This is a genomic window from Streptomyces sp. NPDC058619 (assembly GCF_042717785.1).
Lineage (GTDB): Bacteria > Actinomycetota > Actinomycetes > Streptomycetales > Streptomycetaceae > Streptomyces.
Genome location: NZ_JBHXQN010000017.1, coordinates 30,395 through 48,882, shown reverse-complemented (window position 1 = coordinate 48,882; position 18,488 = coordinate 30,395). Strand labels below are relative to the sequence as shown.

Here is an 18,488-nt window from a genome sequence, read left to right as displayed (position 1 = left end):
GTCCAAAAGCTGCTGTCCATAGAGACTGACGGCTTCTGCTGCGCCCTGCATTGAGCGCCACCCGGCTCTGAGCCGGGCTGCCCGAAGCGCGTCGTTTCGGTGGCCAACCGCTCCGGTGTGAAGTGTCATCGCTTCTGTCTCCGGCCCGTGGCCGCCACGTGGCCGCCGATGGCCACGCGATGGCCTATCTGCCCATCTGCGTGTCCGGCCATCATCCACCTACGAGCACATGACGCGCTGAAGAACTGCGGCAGGAGACCCGAAATGACCAGCTCACGTGCCGATTTGGAAGTCGGCCGCCGCACGGGGGCCGCGTGCCGGGACGTTCCCGTACCGGTCACCAGCCGGCTTTCGACGGAGCAGCTCAAGGGCGTCGCGTGCGTCGCCTGCGGGGGGCAGCTGTCCGCTGACCGCCCGCTCCGCGGCATCGCCTTGGTACACGACGGCCCGTACGCCCTGGACTACGACGTCTACTCCTGCCCGCCGGACGGCGGCACGGCATGACGACGCCTACGTACCCGACCGGCCGGTGGACTGCTCCACCCCGCCGATGCCGTGGCTGCGGCGCCGAGGCGCTCCCCATCGGCGGACCCGAGAGGCGGGGCGATGCTGCACGGGGCGCGCTGTCCGTGGCGTCGGCCGGACGAGCCGGTCGAACGATGACCGACTGGCAGAAGCAGCCCCTGATCGTCGCCGCCGTGTTTGTGACTGCATGCACAGCGAGTGCACGGAGGGCGGATCGGCATGCAGCGCTGCACCGGCCACCTGACGCGCCCAGTCCCTTACAGTCGTCGACAAAGAGTCGTGAGGGAGGGATTGCAGTGAGCGAAGGAGCAGGCGAGGCCCGCGTGTGGGTCGATCCGCGATACCGCGATCTGGCAACGCGTTGGGACGCACTCCGGGTGGACCGCCGACCCGGGAAGCGGCCCCGCCGCACCTGCCCGCACGGAGCCGGCGTCACCCTGATGGTGGACCCTGCGACGGGCGTACCTCGCAACGTCCAGTGCGGGGCCTGTAAGCCACCGCCGGCCGCCTGAACTGGTACGTACCGGTCGGGGCCTGCCCGCGTTCGGGTTCGCGGACCGGGCAGGAAAGCCGACCTCCACCGACACCACCGCGGCCGGCCCGGCGGGCTCTCGGCGGGTCGGCCGGGGGTGTTCGGGGGTGGGTCAGCCGGAGGGCCGTGGCGCGCTCCCGTTCCGCCGCGTAGCCGTTGAAGATCCGCCGCAGGTGGTGGCCGATCTTCAGGTGGTCCAGGTCGTCGAGGTCGGCCAGGGAGACGCGGACGGACCACTGCGGGCCGTCGAAGCCGCCGCCGTTGAGCAGGACCACCTAGGTCTGTTCGGCGAGCCGGAAGCGCGGGTCGACCGGCTCGTAGTTCTTCTCCAGGAAGTCCGCGAAGTCCTGGCCGTGCACCCGCTCGGCCTCGGCCAGCAGGTCCAGCTCGATGTAGTAGCCGACCCGCTTGTCGTCCTCGGAGATCTTCATCAGCGTTCCGCAGATACCGCCGTGCGTGATGGGGCCGACGCGCAGCTTGCCGACGAGGTACCCGACGGCCAGGCAGAGAAAGAGGGCGAACTTCGGATTGTCACGCAGTACGCCCATCGGCCGTCACCCGGCCGGACCCGTCGGGCGGGTGGGTAGCGATGCATGTCGACATTCCACCACCCCGGTCCGGCGGGCGGGCGGGCGGCCGCCCACCGGACCGGGGCCGTTCGGGTTACGGCGCCGGGGCGGGTTCCTCGTACAGCCCGTCGATCAGCGCGCCGTACTTCTCGCGGATCACCCGCCGGCGGAGCTTGAGCGAGGGGGTGAGCTCACCGCTCTCCGGCCCCCACTCCCCCGTCAGCAGGCGGTAGCGCTTGATCTGCTCGGTCCGGTTGAGCCGGGCGTTGGCCGCGGCCACCGCGCGGTCGACCTCCTCCCGTACGGCCGGGTGCGCGGCCAGGTCCGCGGGCGAGGCCGCCTCGATGCCCCGGGCGGCGGCCCAGGCGGGGGCCAGGTCCGGGTCCAGGACCAGCAGGGCGACGAGGTAGGAGCGGCCGTCGCCGTGGACCAGGGCCTGCCCGATCAGCGGGTGCTCCTTGACGGTGTTCTCCACCAGCGCCGGCGAGACGTTCTTGCCGTTCGAGGTGATGATCAGTTCCTTCTTGCGGTCGGTCAGCCAGAGGAACCCGTCCTCGTCGAGCCGGCCGATGTCCCCCGTCGGGAACCAGCCCTCCGCGTCGGCCGCGTCCTCCAGCGAGCCGTCGGGCCGCAGGTAGCCGCCGAAGACGGTCGCACCGCGCGTGAGGATCTCCCCGTCCCCGGCGAGCCTCAGCTCCAGTCCCTCGATCGGCCGGCCCACCGAGCCGAGGCGGAACGCGTCCGGGCTGTTGACCGTACACACGCCGGAGGTCTCGGTGAGCCCCCAGGCGTCCATGATCGTGATGCCCCAGCCCGCCCAGAACCGGACCACGTCGATGGGCATCGGCGCCGTCGCGCTGGCCGTCCAGACGAGCCGGTCCATCCCCGCCAGGCCCAGCAGGGGGTCCAGCACCCGCTCCTTCGCCGCCGCGTACGAGGCTTCGAGCGCGGCCGGGACCCGTTCGCCGCGCTCCCGGTGGGCGGCGCGGGCGCGGGCCAGGTCGTTCGCGGCCTCGATGGCCGCCCGCTGGTCCTCGGGGAGCCGGGCGAGCACGGCCCGTACGGAGGCGGCCAGCTTCTCCCACACCCGGGGCACCCCGAAGAACTGCACCGGCCGCAGCTCGCGGACCGCGCCGGCCACGGCGGTCGGGTCGGCGCACAGCCGTACGTGCGCGGCGCGCAGCAGCGGCAGGTAGATGCCGAGGACCCGCTCGGCTATGTGCGCGAAGGGCAGGTAGCAGATGTGCTCGGCGTGCTCCGGCAGGTCCACGTGGCGGTCTAGGCGGATCGCCTGGAGCATCAGGTTGCGGTGGGTCAGCCGGACGCCCTTGGGGTCGCCGGTGGTCCCGGAGGTGTAGACGACGGTCAGCGGGTCCTCGGGGCGCGTCTCGCGCCAGGCCTTGTCGAAGGCGTCGGCGCGGTGCAGCCGGACGCCGCCCGCGTACAGGGAGGCGTACGTGCCGTGCGGACCCGCCTCGGCGGCCTCGGCCACCACCAGCCGCTCCAGGGGCACGTCGGCGTCGGAGAGCAGCGGCTCCCCCCGGGCTAGCTCGCGGGCGCCCTCCACGACCGCGACCCTGGCCCCGCTGTGGCGGGCGATGTGGGCGATCTGCTCGGGCGCGGAGGTCCCGTACACGGTGACGGGCACGGCGCCGAGGTGGACGAGGGCGAGGTCGCTGAGCCAGTGCTCGGGGCGGTTGCCCATCATCAGCAGGACGTGCTCGCCGCGTCCGACTCCGAGTGCGGCGTATCCGGCGGCGAGGACGGCCACCTTGAGGCGGACCTCGGACCAGGTCAGGGTCGTCCACTCGGCGGCGTCGGGGCCCGTGCGCCACGAGAGCGCGGGGAGGGAGCCGTGCGCGGCGGCGTTGCGGGCGAGCAGGGCGGGAACGGTGATCTCTTCGGGTCGTCCGGGCAGTCGCAGGTTCGTGGTCATGGGCAGCTCCTGGCCGTTTCACATCATTGGTGCGACAGCAATACTGTTGAACCCAAGCTGTGGAGCAGAGAGCGAGGCGCAGACGATGGCCGACCGGGCACCCGAGCCGATGCTCACCGTGGACGAGCTGGCGGCCCGGGCGGGCGTCACCGTCCGCACCGTACGGTTCTACAGCACCCGCGGGCTTTTGCCCCCTCCCGTGATCGGCCCTCGTCGGGTCGGCCACTACGGGCCGGAGCACCTCTCGCGGCTCGCGTTGATCGAGGAGTTGCAGCACCAGGGCATGACCCTGTCGGCCATCGAGCGGTACCTCGACGCCCTGCCCGACGACCTGAGCGCGCACGACCTGGCCATCCACCGGGCGATGGTGGCGAGTTGGGCCCCGGACGCGGCCCAGGAGGCCTCGCGCGCGGAGCTGGAGAAGCGGGCCGGACGCAGCCTGTCGGACGCCGATCTGCGGCGGCTGACGGCGATGAACGTGCTCGCCGTCTCGGGGGACGGGTTCCGGGTGGACGTGGGACTGCTGCGGCTGGGCGTGGCCCTGCTCGACGTGCCGATCGCGCACGAGACGATCCTGGCGGCCCGGCGGGTGCTGATGGAGCACACCCGGTCGGCGGCGCACGAGTTGACGGCGCTGTTCCGCGACGAGGTGTGGGGGCCGTTCACCGAGGGCGAGAGCGACCCCGAGCGGGTGGAGTCGATGAAGGCGCTGTCGGCGCACATGCAGCCGATGGTGGTGCAGGCCCTGGTCACGGCCTTCCAGCGGTCCCTGCGGGAGGAGTTGCGGGCGGCGTTCGTCTCGGGCGAGGACTGATCGTCCGTACGGCGGCGGCCGCCCGCCGGGGCCGGCGGGGCCGGGGTAGATTCACCGTCATGGCTGTCATCCACCGCACCACCATGACCCCGACCAAGCACGAACTCCTCGCCGCCTGGCTCCCGTTGCGCACCTGGTACCAGGAAACCGGTGGCCCGGCGGAGCTCACCGCGGAGGAGCTCACCGCGGCGGGCGGGTTCCGGCTCGACGACCCCGCGGGCGAGGTCGGAATAGAGTTCATGGCCGTCACCGACGGCTCCGGCGCGACGCCGGTCGCCTACCTGGTGCCGCTCGCCTACCGGGGCGCCCCGTTGCCCGGCGCCGAGGCCGCTCTGATCGGCACCAGCGAGCACGGCGTCCTCGGCACGCGCTGGATCTACGACGGAGCCCACGACCCGGCACTGGTCGGGCAGTTGCTCGCCCTGCTGGCCGGCGAGACGGCTGCCCAGGCCCAGCGGGAGAGCGACGTCCCCGACCCGACGGTCGAGGCGCACCCCGCGGGGCCGGGCGTACCGGCGGGCTTGACATGGCGGCCCGGGAGCGTGGCCGACACCGCCGACGCCAGCGTCCTCGCGGTCGGCGCGGCCGGGTACCCGGAGACCGCTCCCCTGGCCCTGAGCCTGACCCGGGTGCTGCGCCCCGGGCCCGCCGCCGGGGGCGGCCTGCGCGGGCAGGTGCTGGCCCGGTGGACCGCCCCGGACGGCGCCGAGCTGCGCGGGGCCGTCGCCGTGCTGCGGGACGCGGACGGCCCCGTCGGGGGTGACGACAGCCGCTGACCGGCCGTGGTCCCGGGCCCGCGCGGGCGGGCGGGCCCGGGACCGGCGCACTCAGTCCGCGTACGTCTCTCCCCGCTCGGCCTTCGCCACCAGCGAGGCGGGCGGGGCGAACCGCTCGCCGTACGCCGCCTCCAGCTCGCGCGCGCGGGCCACGAAGCCCGCCAGGCCGCCCTCGTAGCCGTTGACGTACTGGAGCACGCCGCCCGTCCACGCCGGGAAGCCGATGCCCATGATGGAGCCGATGTTGGCGTCGGCGACCGAGGTCAGCACGCCCTCGTCGAGGCAGCGGACCGAGTCCAGGGCCTCCGAGAAGAGCATCCGCTCCTTCATGTCCTCGAAGGGGATCTCGTACCCGGGCTTGGTGAAGTGCTCGCGCAGACCCGGCCAGATGCCGGCGCGCCTGCCCGCCTCGTCGTACGCGTAGAAGCCGCCGCCGCCGCTGCGGCCGGGCCGCCCGAACTCGTCGACCATCCGGTCGATGACGGTGTCCGCCGGGTGCTCGGCCCAGGTGCGTCCCTCGGCCTCGAAGGCCTTGCGGGTCTCGTTGCGGATCTTGCGCGGCAGGGTGAGCGTCAGCTCGTCCATCAGGGAGAGCACCTTGGCCGGGTAGCCGGCCTGGGCGGCGGCCTGCTCGACGGAGGCGGGCTCGATGCCCTCGCCGACCATCGCCACGCCCTCGTTGATGAACTGGCCGATGACGCGCGAGGTGAAGAAGCCGCGCGAGTCGTTGACCACGATCGGGGTCTTGTTGATCTGGCGGACCAGGTCGAAGGCGCGGGCGATGGCCTCGTCGCCGGTCTGCTCCCCCTTGATGATCTCGACCAGCGGCATCTTGTCCACGGGCGAGAAGAAGTGCAGCCCGATGAAGTCGGCGGGCCGCTTCACGCCCTCCGCGAGGCCGGAGATCGGCAGCGTGGAGGTGTTGGAGCACAGCAGCGCGTCGGGCGCGATGACGTCCTGGATCTCCTGGAACACCTTGTGCTTGAGGGAGGTGTCCTCGAAGACCGCCTCGATCACGGCGTCGCAGCCCGCCAGATCGGCGGCGTCGGCGGTCGCGGTGATCCGGCCGAGCAGCTCCGCGCGCTGGGCCTCGGTCGTACGGCCGCGCGAGACGGCCTTGTCGAGCAGCTTCTCGGAGTACGCCCTGCCCTTGGCGGCCGCCTCGGCGGTGACGTCCTTGAGAACCACCTCGATGCCCGCCCGGGCACAGGAGTACGCGATGCCCGCGCCCATCATGCCCGCGCCCAGGACGGCGACCTTGCGGACCGTGCGCGGTTCGACGCCCCCCGGACGGCTGCGGCCGGCGTTGACGGCCTGGAGGTCGAAGAAGAACGCCTGGATCATGTTCTTGGCGGTCTGCCCGGTGACCAGCTCGGTGAAGTAGCGGGCCTCGATGGTCAGCGCGGTCTCGAAGTCGACCTGGGAGCCCTCGACGGCGCAGGCCAGGATGTTGCGCGGGGCCGGGTACGGGGCTCCGTTCAGCTGCTTCTTCAGGTTGGCCGGGAAGGCCGGCAGGTTCGCGGCGAACCGCGGGCTGGACGGCGTGCCGCCCGGGATCCGGTAGCCGGGCACGTCCCACGGCTGCTTCGACTCGGGGTTCGCGTCGATGAAGGCGCGGGCCTTGTCGAGCATCTCCTCGCGCGTGGCAGCCAGTTCGTGGACCAGGCCGTTCTCCAGGGCGCGCTTCGGGTTGTACTGGGTCCCCTGCAGCAGCACCTTGAGCAGCGCGTCGGCGATGCCCATCAGCCGCACGGTGCGGGTGACGCCGCCGCCGGCCGGGAGGAGGCCGAGGGTGACCTCGGGCAGGCCGATCTTGGAGCCGGGGGCGTCGAGGGCGACGCGGTGGTGGGAGGCCAGCGCGATCTCGTAACCGCCGCCCAGGGCGGCGCCGTTGATGGCGGCGACCACGGGCTTGCCGAGGGTCTCGATGCGGCGCAGCGAGGCCTTGATGGCGGTGCCCGTGTCGAAGGCCAGCTGCGCGTGCTCGGGGCCCAGCCGGACCATGTCCTTGAGGTCGCCGCCCGCGAAGAAGGTCTTCTTGGCGGAGGTGTAGATGATGCCGCGGATGGAGTCCTTCTCCGCCTCGGCGCGGTCGGCGATCGCGGCGATGGAGTCCTTGAAGGCCTGGTTCATCGTGTTGGCGGACTGGTCGGGGTCGTCGAGGATCAGGGTGACGACGCCGGTCTCGTCCTGTTCCCAGCGGATGGTTCGGGTCTCGGTCATGGGTGGGTCTCTCCGTGGAAGTCTCGTTCGGCGGGGCCGGGCGGAAGGGGCCGGGGGTCGGCCCGGGCGCTACGCGGGGGTCGGGCGGTCGCTGCGCCGCACGGCTACAGGCGTTCGACGATGGTGGCGACGCCCATGCCGCCGCCGACGCACAGGGTGACGAGCCCGTAGCGCTTGTCCTGGCGCTCCAGCTCGTCGATGACGGTGCCGAGGATCATCGCGCCGGTGGCGCCGAGCGGGTGGCCGAGCGCGATGGCGCCGCCGTTGACGTTGACCTTGTCCAGCGAGACGCCCATGTCCTTGACGAAGCGGAGCACGACGCCCGCGAAGGCCTCGTTGATCTCGATCAGGTCGATGTCGTCGATGGTCAGGCCGGCCTTCGCCAGGGCCTTGCGGGTGGCCGGGGCGGGGCCGGTGAGCATGATGGTCGGCTCGGATCCGGAAACCGCCGCCGAGACGATCCGGGCGCGCGGCCGCAGGCCGCCCCGCTCCCCCGCCTCGCGGGACCCGATAGCGACGAGCGAGGCGCCGTCGACGATGCCGGAGGAGTTGCCGGCGTGGTGGACGTGGTCGATCTTCTCGACCCAGTGGTACTTCTGCAGGGCGACGGCATCGAACCCGCCGAGGTCGCCGATGTCCGCGAAGGACGGCTTCAGCCGGGCGAGGGTGTCCGCGGTGGTGCCGGGGCGGATGAACTCGTCGTGGTCCAGGACGACCAGGCCGTTGCGGTCGGTCACCGGGACGACGGACCCTGCGAACCGGCCGTCCTTGACGGCCGCGGCGGCGCGCTCCTGGGAGAGGGCCGCGTACTCGTCGACGTCGCGCCGGGAGAAGCCCTCGATGGTGGCGATCAGGTCGGCGCCGATGCCCTGGGGGACGAAGCCGGTGTCCCAGTTCGTCATCGGGTCGGCGAACCAGGCGCCGCCGTCGGAGGCCATCGGCACGCGGGACATGGACTCCACGCCGCCGGCGAGGACCATGTCCTCCCAGCCGGAGCGGACCTTGGCGGCGGCCATGTTGACGGCTTCCAGGCCGGAGGCGCAGAAGCGGTTCTCCTGGACGCCCGCGACGGTGTCCGGGAGCCCGGCGGCGATGGCCGCGATCCGGGCGATGTCGGAGCCCTGGTCGCCGACCGGGCCGACGACGCCGAGCACGATGTCGTCGATGGTGGCGGGATCCAGTCCGGGGTTGCGCTCGCGCAGGGCGTGGATGAGGCCGACGACCAGGTCGATCGGCTTGGTGCCGTGCAGGGCGCCGTTGGCCTTGCCGCGCCCGCGCGGGGTGCGGATCGCGTCGTATACGTAAGCTTCGGTGCTCACTGGTCAAGCCTTTCGCAGGGTGCTGGGGGAGGCCGGGGAAGTCGGTGGGGGCGGTCAGCCCAGGAGGGAACGGCCGATGATCTCCTTCATGATCTCGGTCGTACCGCCGTAGATGGTCTGGATGCGGCCGTCGACGAAGGCGCGCGCCACCCGGTACTCGGTCATGTAGCCGTACCCGCCGTGGAGTTGCAGGCAGCGGTCGGCGACCCGCTTCTGGAGCTCGGTCGCCCACCACTTGGCCATCGAGGCGTGGACGTGGTCGAGCTCGCCCGCGGTGTGGTCGGCGATGCACCGGTCGAGGAAGGTCCGGGTGACGGCGCACTCGGTGGCCATCTCCGCGATCTCGAACCGGATGTGCTGGAGCTTGGCCAGCGGACGCCCGAAGGCCTCGCGCTCCTTCACGTACCGCGTGGTGATCTCCAGCAGGTGCTCGGAGGCGGCGATGGCGGCCATCGCGATGCCCATCCGCTCCTGCGCGAGGTTGGTCATCAGGTGGACGAAGGCGCCGTTCAGCTCGCCGAGCAGGTTCTCCTTGGGCACGCGCACGTCGTGGAAGAACAACTCGGCGGTGTCCTGGGCCTTCTGCCCGATCTTGTCGAGGTTGCGGCCGCGCTCGAAGCCCTCGGCGCCGCGCTCGACGACGAGCAGCGACAGGCCGTGCGCCCCGCCCTCGGGCGTGGTCTTCGCGACCACGACGACCAGGTCGGCGAGGATGCCGTTGGAGATGAAGGTCTTCGAACCGTTCAGCACCCAGTGGTCGCCGCGGTCCTCGGCCGTCGTACGGATCGCCTGCAGGTCGGAACCGGCGCCCGGCTCGGTCATCGCGATGGCCGTGATGGTCTCGCCGGAGCAGAAGCCGGGCAGCCAGCGGCGCTTCTGCTCCTCGGTGGCCAGCGAGGTCAGGTACGGGCCGATGATGTCGTTGTGCAGCCCGATGGCGAGTCCGGGGGCGCCCGCCCGGGTGAACTCCTCGGCGATCACGGCCGCGTACCGGAAGTCGGGGTTGCCGCCGCCCCCGTACTCCTCCGGGACGGCCAGGCCCAGCAGCCCCTGGCGGCCGGCGGCGCGCCACGCCGCCCGGCTGACGATGCCGTCCTTCTCCCACTGCTCGTAGTGCGGCAGCACCTCCTTGGCGAGGAAGGTGCGGACGGTCTCGCGGAACGCCTCGTGGTCGGCGTCGAAGATCTGGCGCTGCATGGATCGGCTCCTTAAAGCCAGTTCCTGACGGTTTCGATCAGCCGGGCCGGCTCGGGGCCGACCGGCGTGACGTTGAGCAGGGTGACGCCCGCCTCGCGGAAGGCCTCGACGCGCTCGCGGACGTACCCCTCGGGCCCGCAGATGGACAGCTCCATCAGCCCTCCTCCCCGGATTCCTCCGCTGCGGGATGCTGCCCGGCGGGCACCGCCACAGGGTCCGCCTCCAGCAGGGCTGGCACGTCCCAGTCGGCGGCCACCGACTCCGTGTGCGCGCCCGGCCGGGCCGGGCCGCTCGTCACGGCGCAGGGGGTCGCCGAGAACCGCGGCGCCGGTGCGGGCTGGACGATCCCGCCGAAGTCGGTGAAGGTGCCGCGGGCCGCGAGGTGCGGGTGGTCCGGCGCCTCGCGCAGCGAGAGCACGGGCGCGACGCAGGCGTCGGTCCCCTCGAAGACCGCCGTCCACTCGGCGCGCGTACGGGTCCGGAAGCGCTCGGCGACGGCCTCGCGGAGCTCCCCCCACCGGGCGAGGTCCTTGCGGGCGGGGGCCCGGTCCGCGATGCCGAGCAGTTCGGTGAACGTGTCGTAGAACTGCTGCTCCAGCGCGCCGACCGCCATGTACTGACCGTCGGAGGTCTCGTAGGTGCCGTAGAAGGGGCAGCCGCCGTCGAGGAGGTTGACCCCGCGCCGGTCCTGCCAGCCGCCGGCCGCCATCATGCCGTGGATCATCGCGGTGAGGTGGGCGGTGCCGTCCACGATGGCCGCGTCGACGACTTGGCCGGCTCCGGTGGCTCGCGCGTGCTGGAGGGCGGCGAGGACACCGATGACCAGGTAGAGCGAGCCGCCCGCGTAGTCCCCGACCAGGTTGGCGGGGACGGCCGGGGGCCCGTCCGGATCGCCGATCATGCCCAGCGCCCCGGTCACGGCGATGTACGCGATGTCGTGCCCGGCGGTGTGGGCCAGCGGGCCGTCCTGGCCCCAGCCGGTCATCCGGCCGTAGACCAGCCCCGGGTTGCGCGCGTGGCACTCGGCCGGACCGACGCCGAGCCGCTCGGCGACCCCGGGGCGGAACCCCTCGACGAGCACGTCGGCCCGCTCGACGAGGTCCAGGACGCGGGCCGGGCCCCCGGCGGACTTGAGGTCGAGCAGGACGGAGCGCTTGTTGCGGTTGGTGACGTCGTACGCGGGGTCGACCGCGAGCCCGCCCCCACCGGGCCGGTCCACCCGTACGACGTCCGCCCCCAGGTCGGCGAGGAGCATGGCGGCGAACGGGCCCGGGCCGATGCCCGCCAGCTCGACGACGCGCACCCCGGCGAGCGGGCCGTTCCCTGTCACTGCCATCGGGCCCCCAGCGTTTCTGGTCTGCGACTGTGTGACACAACTGATGTAACACCAGCGATGCTAGGAACGCGCCGCGCTCTGCACAAGCCCTTGGGCGAGCAAGCGCTTAGCAGTCTGTCCCGATCGGTGTGGATAGGGGCGGGGAGCCCGGCCGGCCCCGGGAAAACCGGTGGGAAAAACCTGATCAAGAGGCGCGGCTCCTATGTACTCTGAGCGCATTCTGCAAACCTGATCAAGTTCAAAAAAGTAGAAAATGGGGGGCCGGTGCGCAATCGCCGACTCATAGCCACCGCCGCTGTCATCGCGGCCGGTGTGGGGCTCGTTCCCGGTATGGCCCACGCGGCCGATCCGGTCAAGCCCACCAAGTCCGTCAAGCCGGACACCCACGAGGTGGAGATCGCGCCGGACCTGACCAAGGCCGCGGCGCACAACTTCGCCACCTTCCAGAGCCCGGCCGAGCGCACGGTCCAGACCTCGCCCGGGGCCAAGGCCGCCGCACCGCAGGGCCAGGGCCTCGCGGGCTCGCAGCCCTCGGTCTCGCTGAAGGGGCGCGGCACCAGCGCGCACGGCATCAGCCTCGCGGCCACCGTCACGAGCGACCCGGGGACTCCGCTCGGCGTGTACGTCGAGTGGGGCGACGGCACGACCAACCAGATCGGCGCCAACGGCCCCGAGACGGTCACGCTGGACCACACCTACGCGAAGGTCGGCCACTACAAGATCACCGTCAGTCTGGTCGACAGCTCGGGCACCCGGGCGGTCAACGAGATGGACGTCTGGACCCCGGGCTCCGACTTCACCCCGCACACGCCCACGCGGCTCCTCGACACCCGCGAGGGTACGGGCGCTCCCAAGGGCAAGGTCCCGGCCTCCGGCACCGCCCGCGTGCAGATCGAGGGCAACAGCGGGATCCCGGCCAACGTCACGGCCGTGGTTCTCAACGTCACCGTCACCAACGCCACCGGTACCGGCTACGTCACCGCCTTCGGCGACGGCGACGCCAAGCCCGACTCGTCGAACCTGAACTACAACGCCGGCCAGACCGTTCCGAACCTGGTCATCGTGCCGGTGGGGTCGAACGGCTACGTGAACCTGTTCAACTACGGCGGCTCGGTCGACCTGGTCGCCGACGTCACCGGCTACTTCACCCGGACCTCGTCCAGCGGCTACACGCCGCTGACTCCCAACCGCCTCGTCGACACCCGCTCCGGACTCGGTGCGAGGCAGGGCCAGGTACCCGGCCTCGGAACCTTCGGCGTCCAGGTCCATGGCCGCGGCGGCGTCCCGTCCAGCGCGAAGGCGGTCGCCCTGAACGTCACGGTCACCGAACCCAGGAGCAACGGCTTCCTGAGTGTCTTCCCGGGCGGCCAGCAGGCTTCGGCGACCTCCAACCTGAACTTCACCACCGGACAGACCGTCGCCAACGCGGTAATCGTCCCCATCGGCTCCGACGGCAAGATCAGCGTGCGCAACGGATCCTGGAACCCCGCCGACGTGATCGTCGATGTCGTCGGCTACTACAGCCCCGACAGCCAGAGCGCCTACCTGCCGGTGCTGCCGGAGCGTCTGCTCGACACCCGCGGCGACGCACACTGGAACTACGGCCCGCTCGAGGACTTCGAGTACGCCTACATGCCCCTGGGATACGGCCGGCCCAACGAAACCAGCTGGGTCCTGAACACCACGGTCACCAACACGACCAACAGCGGGTGGCTCGGTGTCGCCCCGGACCCGAACTCGCTGGACGCGTACAAGAACCAGTACGCCGTCTGGCCCCCGACCCCCGCCTCGTCCACCCTGAACTGGACGCGGGGCAAGGTCGTCCCGAACCTGGTCCAGGCGACCGGCGGCCCCGACGGCATCGTCGACCTGTTCAACCAGAGCTACGGCAGCACCCACCTGGTCGTCGACATCTTCGGCTACTACGACAAGAGCTGACCGCTTCTCAGTGCTGCACCCGTGCCCCGACGGCGGCCCCTCCGGCCGCCATCGGGGCACGGCCCGTGCGGGCCGCCCGCCCGGACGGCCCGCACGGGCGCTAGCCTCGGCCACCGACAGCGGCTGAACGGCGCGTGACGGACAAGGGAGTTCGCCAGATGAATCGGGAACGTACGTACGACGTGGTGCTCTACGGCGCCACGGGCTTCGTGGGGGCGCTCACCGCCGAGTACCTCGCCGCGCACGCCCCCGCGGGCTGCCGCTGGGCCCTCGCCGGCCGGAACACGGCGAAGCTGGAGCTGCTGCGCGAGCGGCTCGCCGCGATCGACCCGGCGTGCGCGGACCTGCCGCTCCTCGCGGCGGACGCGAGCGACACCGACGCCCTGCGCGAACTGGCCGCCTCGACACGGGTCCTGGCCACGACGGTGGGCCCGTACATCTGGTACGGGGCCGAACTCGTCGCCGCCTGCGCCGAGTCCGGGACCGACTACGTGGACCTCACCGGCGAGCCGGAGTTCGTGGACCGGATGTACGTCGAGCACGACGCACGGGCCCGGGAGACCGGCGCCCGGCTCGTCCACGCCTGCGGCTTCGACTCGATCCCCGCCGACCTGGGGGCCTACTTCACCGTCGGACAGCTGCCCGAAGGCGTCCCGCTCCGCGTCGACGGGTTCGTCCGGTCCAACGCCCTCTTCTCCGGCGGCACCCTCACGTCGGCGCTCACCGCGCTGAGCCGCGGCCCCCAGACCCTCGCGGCCGCCCGCGCCCGCCGACTGCACGAACCCCGGCGGTTCGAGCGCCGGGCCCGCGGACCGGCCGGAACACCCCGGTACAGCAGGGAGACCGGCACCTGGGCGCTCCCGCTGCCCACGCTGGACCCCGCGATCGTGGCCCGCTCGGCCGCCGCACTGGAACGGTACGGACCGGACTTCCGCTACCGGCACTACGCCTCCGTCAAGCACCTCCCCGTCGCCGTGGGCGGTACGGCCGCGATCGGAGCCACGGTGGCCCTCGCCCAGGTCCCGCCGGCCCGGCGCTGGCTCATGAACCGCTGGGAGCCGGGCCGCGGACCGGACGCGGAGCGGCGGGCGCGCAGCTGGTTCACGGTGCGGTTCGTGGGCGAGGGGGGCGGGCGGCGCGTGTTCACCGAGGTCTCGGGCGGCGACCCGGGGTACGGCGAGACCGCGAAGATGCTGGCCGAGTCCGCGCTCTGCCTGGCGTACGACGCCCTCCCGGACGCCGCCGGACAGCTGACGACGGCGGTGGCGATGGGCGACGCGCTCATCCCCCGCCTCCAGAAGGCCGGAATCACCTTCCGGGTGGCGGACGCCCGCTGAGGCCGGGGGGCGGTCGGGCGGGCGTCCGGGCGAGGCGGGGCCGGGCGAGGCGGGGCGGCAGCCTGGGACCGGCCGGCCGTCTGACCGGCCGGTCTCAGACGGCTTCCTTCAGCGCCCGGCGGCACAGGGAGTCGGCGTGCCGGGTGGTCTCGGGGATCCGGAAGCGGGGGCTCAGCGCCAGGGCGTGCGCGCAGGCGTTGTCCAACGAGACCCGGTGCCCGACGGAGACGTAGACGGGCTTGATCCCGTCCTGGGTCCGCAGCGCCCGCCCGACCTCCGCGCCGTCGGCCGTGAGCAGCGGTGCCGCGTCGCCCCGCCGGGCGCCCGGTTCCTCGTACGTGAAGGTGAACGGGTTCTTCGCGACCCCGATGGACGGGAGCCCGGTCACCACCCCGAGGTGACAGGCGAGGCCGAAGCCGCGGGGGTGGGCCAGCCCGTAGCCGTCGCAGACGACGAGGCCGGGCGCGGTGGTGAGCGCGTCGAGGGCGGCCAGTACGGTCGGCAGCTCGCGGAAGGCGAGCAGCCCGGGCACGTACGGGAAGCTGACCCGCCCGACGGCGGTGGTCTCCTCGACCACCTCCAGGGTGGCGGCGTCGAGCACCACGGCCGCGGCGGCGACCAGGTCCCGGGCGTCGTCGTAGGCGACGTCCACGCCGGCGACCAGTCCGAGCCCGGGCGGCGGACCGGGCTCGGTGAGCACGACCTGATGGCGTAGTTCGTCCTGTATCGCCCGGGCCTCGGCCTCGTCGGCGGGGGTCTTCACACTAGTCATGATGGTGCGAGAGTAGCCTGGCGATCATGTTCGTCATGGAGCTCACCTACACCGCGCCCGTCGAAGCCGTCGAGGACGAGATGGACGCCCACATCGCCTGGCTGGACGGCTACTACGCCGCCGGCATCTTCCTCGCGTCGGGCCGCAAGGTCCCGCGCGACGGGGGCATCATCCTGGCCGGCGGGGTCTCCCGCGGGGAGATCGAGAAGATCGCCGCCGAGGACCCCTTCACCGTGGCGGGCGTCTGCGCGTACCGCATCACGGAGTTCATCGCGACGAAGACCTCGGCGGACCTCTCGACGGTCCGCGAGAACCCGGTGGTGTAGGGGGGCCTGGCGGCCGGGGGCGGCACCGCGTTGGGTGGGGCGGGGGCTCAGGGGGCGGTGCCTGTGCCGGGCGGGAGCGCGAGGTGTTGGGGGTTTCCCGTCAGTCTCATCGTCTCTCCGGGTCGGGCCGTCCCCTCAAGGGCGCTCCCTGCGGTCGCGTCGCTGCGCGATGGCCTGCGGCCACCCTTGACCGGCCGTCCCGCCCCGGACATACGAGACTGTCGGGAACCCCCCAAAAGAACGGCACCGGGCGACCCTTCCGGCCCGGGTCAGGCCAGAGACCCACGGGCCCGCTCCGCAGCGCAACAGATCGCTACACACGTCTCCCGGCATAGCGACTGCGACCCGGCAGGGCCTGGACACAAGCCACAACAGACCGGCACACACGTCTCCCGGCTCAGCGACTGCGACCCGGTCCAGGGCCGGAGTGCAGGGCACGTCCACCCTCGGGCGTCGGGGTTAGGCTCAGTCTGATCATCGCCAAGGAAACGGGGGTTCCGCGCGTGAGCGGGATAGTGACGGCAGTCAGCAGCAACGACGACTACGCGTTTACCAAGCCGAACCGGGACAGCATCACGCTCCTCGCCGGACTCGGCGTGGAGGGAGACGTACACGCCGGTGTCACGGTCAAGCACCGCTCGCGCGTCGCGCAGGATCCCACACAGCCGAACCTGCGCCAGGTACACCTGATCCACGAGGAACTCTTCACCGAGGTGGGTCGGGAAGGGTTCGAGGTGTCGGCCGGCGAGCTCGGCGAGAACGTCACCGTCCGTGGCATCGACCTCCTGGGCCTGCCCGTGGGCACGCTTCTGCACCTGGGCGCGGACGCTGTGGTGGAGGTGACCGGCCTCCGCAATCCCTGCGTGCAGATCGACGCGTTCCAGGACGGACTGCTGAAGCAGGTCGTCGGCCGTGACGAGGCCGGCCACATCGTGCGCAAGGCCGGAATCATGAGCGTCGTGAAGGCCGGCGGTGTGGTGCGTCCCGGAGACGTCATACGGGTCGAACTCCCCGCAGAGCCCCACCGGCCGCTGGAGCGGGTCTGATCGTCTCCCCTGCGCCTACGGCGACAGGATCTGTCCCACCCGGAGCTGCGAAGTCCCTTGCCGGAGCGCGAGGTTGACACGATCAACCTCACGCTCCGGCAACTGCCCATACAGGTCCACAGGTGGCTCAAGCCCCTCCCTGGACCGGGTCGCAGTCGCTGAGCCGGGAGACGTGTGTAGCGATCTGTTGCGCTGCGGAGCGGGCCCGTGGGTCTCTGGCCTGACCCGGGCCGGAAGGGTCGCCCGGTGCCGTTCTTTTGGGGGGTTCCCGACAGTCTCGTATGTCCGGGGCGGGACGGCCGGTCAAGGGTGGCCGCAGGCCATCGCGCAGCGACGCGACCGCAGGGAGCGCCCTTGAGGGGACGGCCCGACCCGGAGAGACGATGAGACTGACGGGAAACCCCCAACACCTCGCGCTCCCGCCCGGCACAGGCACCGCCCCCTGAGCCCCCGCCCCACCCAACGCGGTGCCGCCCCCGGCCACCAGGCCCCGCCCCTCACCCCCGTTCCAGGCGGGCCACCCGGCCCTTCTCGCCCGCCGCCCAGCAGCCGCCGTCGGGGGCGCAGGCGACCGTGTCGAACGATCCCGCCGCCAGCGGCCGCCAGCTGCGGCCCCCGTCCGCGGTGACGTCCGTGCCCGTCGGCCCCACCGCCAGAGCGGTGCCGGCCCCGTACGGGTACCAGGCCGCGCCCGACCGGTACGCCGGAGGCGGGGTCGACGCCTGCCGCCAGCTGCGGCCGCCGTCGGCGGAGCGGGCCGCGGCCTGCGGCGAAGCCTCGCCGGTGCGGTAGTCACCGCCGACCGCGAGTCCCCTCGTACGGTCGCGGAAGGCCAGGGCGAAGACGCCGCGCGCCGGGTCGCCGGCCGGGAGGGTGGATTCGGCGACCCGCCAGGTCAGGCCGCGGTCGGCGGAGTGCAGGACCCGCGCGGTCGCCCCGCCGCCGGTGGCCAGCCAGACGTCCCGCGGGCCCGCGGCGACCAGGCACTGGCCGCTCGCGGCGAAGCCCGCCTCACCCGGCAGCGCCTGTGGCATGCCCGCGTCCGGCAGTACCCGCCAGCTCCGCCCGCCGTCGTCGGTCGACAGGATGCGGAACTTGCCGTCCACCGGGTCGCTCATCGCCAGGCCGTGCCGGGCGTCGAAGAAGGTCAGGCAGTCGTAGAAGGCGCGCGGGTCGGAGTTGCGGAAGGTCTCGGCCCAGGTGGCGCCGCCGTCGTCGGTGCGCAGCACCCTGGACGCCTCGCCCTCGCCGATGGACAGGGCCACCGCCCGCCGGGAGTCGAAGGCCTCCACGTCGCGGAGCTCCAGCCCCTCCGCGACCGCGCGCGGTGGCGAGACGTCCCGCCAGCTACGGCCGCCGTCCACGGTGCGGAGCACCGTTCCCTTGGAACCGGCCACCCAGGCAGTGGTCCGGCTGACGGCGGCCAGCCCGCGGAAGCGGGATCCCTTGGCGCTCTCGCCGGTCTCCTTCAGCGCCCAGCCCACGCCGGGCCGTCCGTACCCGTCCGGCCCGCCTCCCGCCGCTCCGGCCCCGCCCGGGCCCTCGGCGGCCGCAGCACCCGCCAGCTCGGCACCCAGCGCCTCTCCACCGGCCCGGTCCGCACCCGCCTGCGCGGGGGCCGCCAGCACCCCCACCAGCAGCGCCGCGGCTCCCACGCCCACCCCTAATCCCAGAAGTCTCATGGCGCCGGAAGCTAACGCACCCCCGATGCGCCGTCCAGGGTGCGTCCCCGCCACTGCTCCCGTACACCCTCCCGCACCTGGCCCTGACCGGGCTTGGGCCTGTCGAGTGAGCGGTAACCAGCCCTTTTCGTACCACTCCGCGGCCCGAGACGGCGTACGG

The 18,488-nt window shown here is 72.5% G+C and carries 16 protein-coding genes and 1 pseudogene; 7 read left to right on the top strand and 10 right to left on the bottom strand.

Annotation, left to right across the window (positions count from 1 at the left end; translation table 11 throughout):
• The first annotated feature begins 264 nt into the window (after positions 1 to 264).
• Positions 265 to 504: a hypothetical protein gene (locus ACFWTC_RS18775; protein ID WP_384028121.1), complete on the top strand. Its 240-nt coding sequence runs from the start codon at positions 265 to 267 to the stop codon at positions 502 to 504.
• A 453-nt stretch (positions 505 to 957) separates the two neighbouring features.
• On the opposite strand, the gene ACFWTC_RS18770 is transcribed toward ACFWTC_RS18775, so the two are convergent.
• From ACFWTC_RS18770 to ACFWTC_RS18760, 3 genes are all read right to left on the bottom strand, one after another.
• On the bottom strand, positions 958 to 1,332 hold the full coding sequence (locus ACFWTC_RS18770; protein WP_383918760.1) for a hypothetical protein: 375 nt from the start codon (positions 1,330 to 1,332) through the stop codon (positions 958 to 960).
• On the bottom strand, positions 1,333 to 1,605 hold the full coding sequence (locus ACFWTC_RS18765; protein ID WP_384074266.1) for a hypothetical protein: 273 nt from the start codon (positions 1,603 to 1,605) through the stop codon (positions 1,333 to 1,335).
• Between the two features lie 115 nt (positions 1,606 to 1,720).
• Complete coding sequence (locus ACFWTC_RS18760) at positions 1,721 to 3,562, bottom strand: AMP-dependent synthetase/ligase (RefSeq protein ID WP_384028122.1); 1,842 nt, start codon at positions 3,560 to 3,562, stop codon at positions 1,721 to 1,723.
• 85 nt (positions 3,563 to 3,647) lie between these two features.
• On the opposite strand from ACFWTC_RS18760, the gene ACFWTC_RS18755 reads away from it, so the two are divergent.
• Together ACFWTC_RS18755 and ACFWTC_RS18750 are read left to right on the top strand one after the other, a co-directional pair.
• Positions 3,648 to 4,376, top strand: a complete 729-nt coding sequence (locus ACFWTC_RS18755) for a MerR family transcriptional regulator (protein ID WP_383918766.1) — start codon at positions 3,648 to 3,650, stop codon at positions 4,374 to 4,376.
• A 59-nt stretch (positions 4,377 to 4,435) separates the two neighbouring features.
• Positions 4,436 to 5,152, top strand: a complete 717-nt coding sequence (locus ACFWTC_RS18750) for a 1,4-alpha-glucan branching protein (protein ID WP_384028123.1) — start codon at positions 4,436 to 4,438, stop codon at positions 5,150 to 5,152.
• A gap of 51 nt (positions 5,153 to 5,203) precedes the next feature.
• Here ACFWTC_RS18750 and ACFWTC_RS18745 read toward each other — a convergent pair whose 3' ends face one another.
• From ACFWTC_RS18745 to ACFWTC_RS18725, 5 genes and pseudogenes are all read right to left on the bottom strand, one after another.
• Positions 5,204 to 7,375, bottom strand: a complete 2,172-nt coding sequence (locus tag ACFWTC_RS18745) for a 3-hydroxyacyl-CoA dehydrogenase NAD-binding domain-containing protein (protein WP_383918771.1) — start codon at positions 7,373 to 7,375, stop codon at positions 5,204 to 5,206.
• Between the two features lie 104 nt (positions 7,376 to 7,479).
• Positions 7,480 to 8,694: an acetyl-CoA C-acetyltransferase gene (locus tag ACFWTC_RS18740; RefSeq protein WP_383918774.1), complete on the bottom strand. Its 1,215-nt coding sequence runs from the start codon at positions 8,692 to 8,694 to the stop codon at positions 7,480 to 7,482.
• 54 nt (positions 8,695 to 8,748) lie between these two features.
• Complete coding sequence (locus tag ACFWTC_RS18735) at positions 8,749 to 9,891, bottom strand: acyl-CoA dehydrogenase family protein (RefSeq protein WP_383918777.1); 1,143 nt, start codon at positions 9,889 to 9,891, stop codon at positions 8,749 to 8,751.
• Positions 9,892 to 9,902: 11 nt separating this feature from the next.
• A pseudogene (locus ACFWTC_RS18730) lies at positions 9,903 to 10,034 on the bottom strand (LLM class F420-dependent oxidoreductase); the annotation flags it as partial.
• 11 nt (positions 10,035 to 10,045) lie between these two features.
• Positions 10,046 to 11,227, bottom strand: coding sequence for a CaiB/BaiF CoA transferase family protein (locus tag ACFWTC_RS18725; protein ID WP_383918779.1), 1,182 nt, complete (start codon positions 11,225 to 11,227; stop codon positions 10,046 to 10,048).
• 264 nt (positions 11,228 to 11,491) lie between these two features.
• Here ACFWTC_RS18725 and ACFWTC_RS18720 point away from each other — a divergent pair, with 264 nt between their 5' ends.
• Positions 11,492 to 13,165, top strand: a complete 1,674-nt coding sequence (locus tag ACFWTC_RS18720; RefSeq protein WP_383918782.1) for a hypothetical protein — start codon at positions 11,492 to 11,494, stop codon at positions 13,163 to 13,165.
• 158 nt (positions 13,166 to 13,323) lie between these two features.
• A complete protein-coding gene (locus tag ACFWTC_RS18715; RefSeq protein ID WP_383918785.1) occupies positions 13,324 to 14,502 on the top strand; it encodes a saccharopine dehydrogenase family protein in 1,179 nt (392 codons plus the stop codon).
• Positions 14,503 to 14,596: 94 nt separating this feature from the next.
• Here ACFWTC_RS18715 and ACFWTC_RS18710 read toward each other — a convergent pair whose 3' ends face one another.
• Positions 14,597 to 15,274, bottom strand: a complete 678-nt coding sequence (locus ACFWTC_RS18710) for an endonuclease V (protein ID WP_383918788.1) — start codon at positions 15,272 to 15,274, stop codon at positions 14,597 to 14,599.
• Positions 15,275 to 15,300: 26 nt separating this feature from the next.
• On the opposite strand from ACFWTC_RS18710, the gene ACFWTC_RS18705 reads away from it, so the two are divergent.
• Both ACFWTC_RS18705 and ACFWTC_RS18700 read left to right on the top strand, forming a co-directional pair.
• Positions 15,301 to 15,600 carry a YciI family protein gene (locus ACFWTC_RS18705; protein ID WP_383918791.1) on the top strand — a complete coding sequence of 100 codons (300 nt, stop codon included), beginning with the start codon at positions 15,301 to 15,303 and terminating at the stop codon, positions 15,598 to 15,600.
• A 503-nt stretch (positions 15,601 to 16,103) separates the two neighbouring features.
• A complete protein-coding gene (locus ACFWTC_RS18700; protein WP_383918794.1) occupies positions 16,104 to 16,646 on the top strand; it encodes an MOSC domain-containing protein in 543 nt (180 codons plus the stop codon).
• 497 nt (positions 16,647 to 17,143) lie between these two features.
• Here the strand turns inward: ACFWTC_RS18700 and ACFWTC_RS18695 are convergent, their stop codons facing one another.
• Positions 17,144 to 18,328 carry a WD40/YVTN/BNR-like repeat-containing protein gene (locus ACFWTC_RS18695; protein ID WP_383918797.1) on the bottom strand — a complete coding sequence of 395 codons (1,185 nt, stop codon included), beginning with the start codon at positions 18,326 to 18,328 and terminating at the stop codon, positions 17,144 to 17,146.
• Positions 18,329 to 18,488: the final 160 nt, after the last annotated feature.

Bases quoted from the DNA above. Each gene is read 5' to 3' on its own strand.
- ACFWTC_RS18775 (WP_384028121.1), top strand. From the start codon at position 265: ATGACCAGCTCACGTGCCGATTTGGAAGTCGGCCGCCGCACGGGGGCC.
- ACFWTC_RS18765 (WP_384074266.1), bottom strand. From the start codon at position 1,605: ATGGGCGTACTGCGTGACAATCCGAAGTTCGCCCTCTTTCTCTGCCTG.
- ACFWTC_RS18760 (WP_384028122.1), bottom strand. From the start codon at position 3,562: ATGACCACGAACCTGCGACTGCCCGGACGACCCGAAGAGATCACCGTT.
- ACFWTC_RS18755 (WP_383918766.1), top strand. From the start codon at position 3,648: ATGGCCGACCGGGCACCCGAGCCGATGCTCACCGTGGACGAGCTGGCG.
- ACFWTC_RS18750 (WP_384028123.1), top strand. From the start codon at position 4,436: ATGGCTGTCATCCACCGCACCACCATGACCCCGACCAAGCACGAACTC.
- ACFWTC_RS18745 (WP_383918771.1), bottom strand. From the start codon at position 7,375: ATGACCGAGACCCGAACCATCCGCTGGGAACAGGACGAGACCGGCGTC.
- ACFWTC_RS18735 (WP_383918777.1), bottom strand. From the start codon at position 9,891: ATGCAGCGCCAGATCTTCGACGCCGACCACGAGGCGTTCCGCGAGACC.
- ACFWTC_RS18725 (WP_383918779.1), bottom strand. From the start codon at position 11,227: ATGGCAGTGACAGGGAACGGCCCGCTCGCCGGGGTGCGCGTCGTCGAG.
- ACFWTC_RS18715 (WP_383918785.1), top strand. From the start codon at position 13,324: ATGAATCGGGAACGTACGTACGACGTGGTGCTCTACGGCGCCACGGGC.
- ACFWTC_RS18710 (WP_383918788.1), bottom strand. From the start codon at position 15,274: ATGACTAGTGTGAAGACCCCCGCCGACGAGGCCGAGGCCCGGGCGATA.
- ACFWTC_RS18705 (WP_383918791.1), top strand. From the start codon at position 15,301: ATGTTCGTCATGGAGCTCACCTACACCGCGCCCGTCGAAGCCGTCGAG.
- ACFWTC_RS18695 (WP_383918797.1), bottom strand. From the start codon at position 18,328: ATGAGACTTCTGGGATTAGGGGTGGGCGTGGGAGCCGCGGCGCTGCTG.